Raw genomic sequence first — 228 nt, forward strand, 5'->3', positions numbered from 1 at the left:
GCTAATCGCTCTTTCTATAACCAACCTCGGTTGGTCTTTATTGGAGAGTTTGATCCTGGCTCAGGACGAACGCTGGCGGCGTGCCTAATACATGCAAGTCGAGCGGGGTGATGTAGAAGCTTGCTTCTACATCACCTAGCGGCGGACGGGTGAGTAACACGTAGGCAACCTGCCCACAAGACAGGGATAACTACCGGAAACGGTAGCTAATACCCGATACATCCTTTT

General features: G+C 51.3%; 1 rRNA gene. It reads left to right on the forward strand.

Features of this window, described 5'->3' with window-relative positions:
- Nucleotides 1-37: 37 nt before the first annotated feature.
- Nucleotides 38-228 (forward strand): 16S ribosomal RNA (locus tag KQI_RS0115165); the annotation flags it as partial.

Origin of the sequence: Paenibacillus peoriae KCTC 3763, from assembly GCF_000236805.1 — a bacterium.
GTDB classification, from domain to species: Bacteria; Bacillota; Bacilli; order Paenibacillales; family Paenibacillaceae; genus Paenibacillus; species Paenibacillus peoriae.